The 2,496-nt window shown below is 59.4% G+C and carries 3 protein-coding genes; all 3 read left to right on the forward strand.

Going from position 1 to position 2,496, the window contains the following annotated elements; translation table 11 throughout:
• Nucleotides 1-188 precede the first annotated feature (188 nt).
• Entirely contained in the window at nt 189-821 is a 633-nt protein-coding gene (locus EN749_RS34050; RefSeq protein ID WP_023812148.1) for a PAS domain-containing protein, read from the forward strand.
• Between the two features lie 177 nt (nt 822-998).
• Nucleotides 999-1,616 (forward strand): PilZ domain-containing protein, encoded by a 618-nt coding sequence (locus EN749_RS34055; protein ID WP_023812149.1) that lies wholly within the window; start codon nt 999-1,001, stop codon nt 1,614-1,616.
• A gap of 266 nt (nt 1,617-1,882) precedes the next feature.
• A complete protein-coding gene (locus EN749_RS34060; RefSeq protein ID WP_127810286.1) occupies nt 1,883-2,491 on the forward strand; it encodes a transglutaminase-like cysteine peptidase in 609 nt (202 codons plus the stop codon).
• The last annotated feature ends 5 nt before the right edge of the window (nt 2,492-2,496 follow it).

Raw genomic sequence — 2,496 nt, forward strand, 5'->3', positions numbered from 1 at the left:
TTTTTGTGTGCCACGGGGCTCGCTTCGATGCAACGTAAACCACCTGTTAACCTTAACGGCCCCGACCCGTGAACAAGTGTTAACGACGCTGGCACGCTTCCTGCTCCGCAACGCATGTAGGTCATCGGAGGGCGCCCTTCTGTTCACCGATGGGACATCAGACGACAGAATGCGCGGAGCAGCATAGCATGAACCAGAATGGATCGATCACGCTGTTCCAATATTGGAATCGCCTGCGTGACGGACGTCCTGCCCCGAAGCGTTCGGAGGTCGAGCCGGCCGACATCAAGTCGCTGCTGGCCGACACCTTTATCCTGGAACGGGACACGCGCGGGCAAGCCGTATTCCGGCTGGCCGGCACCAGGCTTTGCGCCTGCTACGGCCGCGAACTCAAGGGGTTTTCCTTTCCATCGCTGTGGCGCGAGAAGGATCAGCGGCTCGTCTCGCGGCTGATCCATGGCGTCTTCGAGCAGAAGTCGGTCGTGCTCATCAGCTATGAGGGTTTCAGCCGCAACGGGCGTTCCAACAAGTTCGAACTGCTTGCCCTGCCGCTGGACGGCGGCGTCGAAAATCCGCGCTGCCTGGGCGTCATCAGTGCCGTGGAGAAACCCTTCTGGCTGGGTGCCGATCCGATCACCGATGCGTTGATCGATTCGATACGCGTCATCGATCCGGAGAAGGAGCTTCTCAACAATCGCCCGGCGATCGATGTTCCCTCGCTCGTTCCCGATGAACTTGGAGCACCCGAGACGATCTCGGCACTCGGCCGGGCGCGCCGCATCCGCCATCTCGTCGTGTTCGATGGCGGGCGCGAGGAATAGTCCCTTTGCGGCCTGATGCACGTCGCTCAAAACTGCGCGGCTGTTTTGGCACCGCGACCTGCAAAAAGGAAACCCCTGGAGCGCCCGCTTTTTCCCTTTGTTAACCCGCTTTGTTGTACTTCTCTGATGAAGTTCCTCGCATCGGCGCGCGGGATGCCAAACGGGGTGTAGGCAGTCATGAGGTCAGCGGCGGTCGACTATGCGCCGTCCCAAGCTGAAAGGCGTAACTTTCAGCGCGTCCGGGTTAAAATCTACGGACGCTTCATGCTGGAAGACCGCACCGAACACCCCTGCCAGGTCGTCGACATGTCACCGGGCAATGTCGCGTTTCGCACCGACCGCATCGGCATGCCCGGCGAAAAAATCATTGCCTACATCGATCATATCGGCCGCATCGAAGGTGTCGTCACCCGCACCTTACAGGACGGTTTCGCGATGACCGTCATCGCGTCGGATCGCAAGAAGGACAAGCTGGCCGCGCAATTGACCTGGCTCGCCAACAAGCATGAACTCGACCTGCCGGAAGATCGCCGCCACGAGCGCGTCGCGCCGCGCAATCCGACCAGCGTGCTGCAGCTCACCGACGGCCGCCAGTACCAATGCCGTATCATCGACCTTTCGCTCTCCGGCGCCGCGGTCGAGATCGACGTCAAGCCGGCGATTGGCATCCAGGTTATGCTTGGCACCATGCGCGGGCAGGTCGTGCGTCATTTCGAGGACGGCGTCGCCATCGAATTCGCTGTGATCCAGCGCCCCGAAACGCTCGATTCCGAATTCAACACGCCACGCACCTGAGCAGACAGCGACACTCCAGGAAACCGGCCCTTGTGGCCGGTTTTTTGTTTTCGACGCCATGACCTGCATGCTTAGGCCACTCTTGGCGGGGCTTGGCAGCCCTCCGCGCGTCGAGATTGGCGCCTCAAAATCCAAACGAATTAATACTGAAATGATTCAAATTTTACGTTTATTCTACTGGAGTTTTACTCAATATCTACTTCGAGCTTTTGCGTCAAATAAATCCGCATGTGGCAATGTCTCCTTCGAACGGGGAGACTACAACAATGAAGAAAACGAGGGGCAAGCTGTTGCTGGTGGCAATGGCGATGCAGCTTTCCGCTTGGGGATCAGCATATGCCGCGGGACCGGCCTATATGCACACCGGCGGACGCACCACCCAGCCTGTTGGCCATTATGAGTTCTGCCAGCGCAGTCCTGGCGAATGCAGCGAACGGACCCCGAAGGGTGCGCCGGTCGAACTGACCCGCAAACTGTGGGCGACGATCGTCAACATCAACAATTCGGTCAACACCCGCATCAAGCCACGCACCGACATGGAAAACTACGGTGTCGAGGAATATTGGGCCTATCCGGCCAATGGCTATGGCGATTGCGAGGACTACGCGCTGGAAAAGCGCCGCGAGTTGATGGATGCCGGCGTCCCCGCCGGCAATCTGCTGATGACGGTGGCGCGCCAGCCGAATGGCGACGGCCACGCGGTGCTGACCGTGCGCACGAGCCTTGGAGAATTCATCCTCGACAATCTGGAAACCAAAGTCCTGTCCTGGACGGACACCGACTACACCTATCTCAAGCGCCAGTCGGACCAGAATTCCGGCGTTTGGGTGACGATCAATGACGGCCGCTCCGACGCGGTCGCCAGCGTCCGCTAGAACAG

Source organism: Mesorhizobium sp. M7A.F.Ca.ET.027.02.1.1, assembly GCF_004022985.1.
Lineage (GTDB): Bacteria > Pseudomonadota > Alphaproteobacteria > Rhizobiales > Rhizobiaceae > Mesorhizobium.

Excerpts from the sequence above, each read along its gene's own strand:
- EN749_RS34050 (WP_023812148.1), top strand. The coding sequence starts at position 189 with ATGAACCAGAATGGATCGATCACGCTGTTCCAATATTGGAATCGCCTG.
- EN749_RS34055 (WP_023812149.1), top strand. The coding sequence starts at position 999 with ATGAGGTCAGCGGCGGTCGACTATGCGCCGTCCCAAGCTGAAAGGCGT.
- EN749_RS34060 (WP_127810286.1), top strand. The coding sequence starts at position 1,883 with ATGAAGAAAACGAGGGGCAAGCTGTTGCTGGTGGCAATGGCGATGCAG.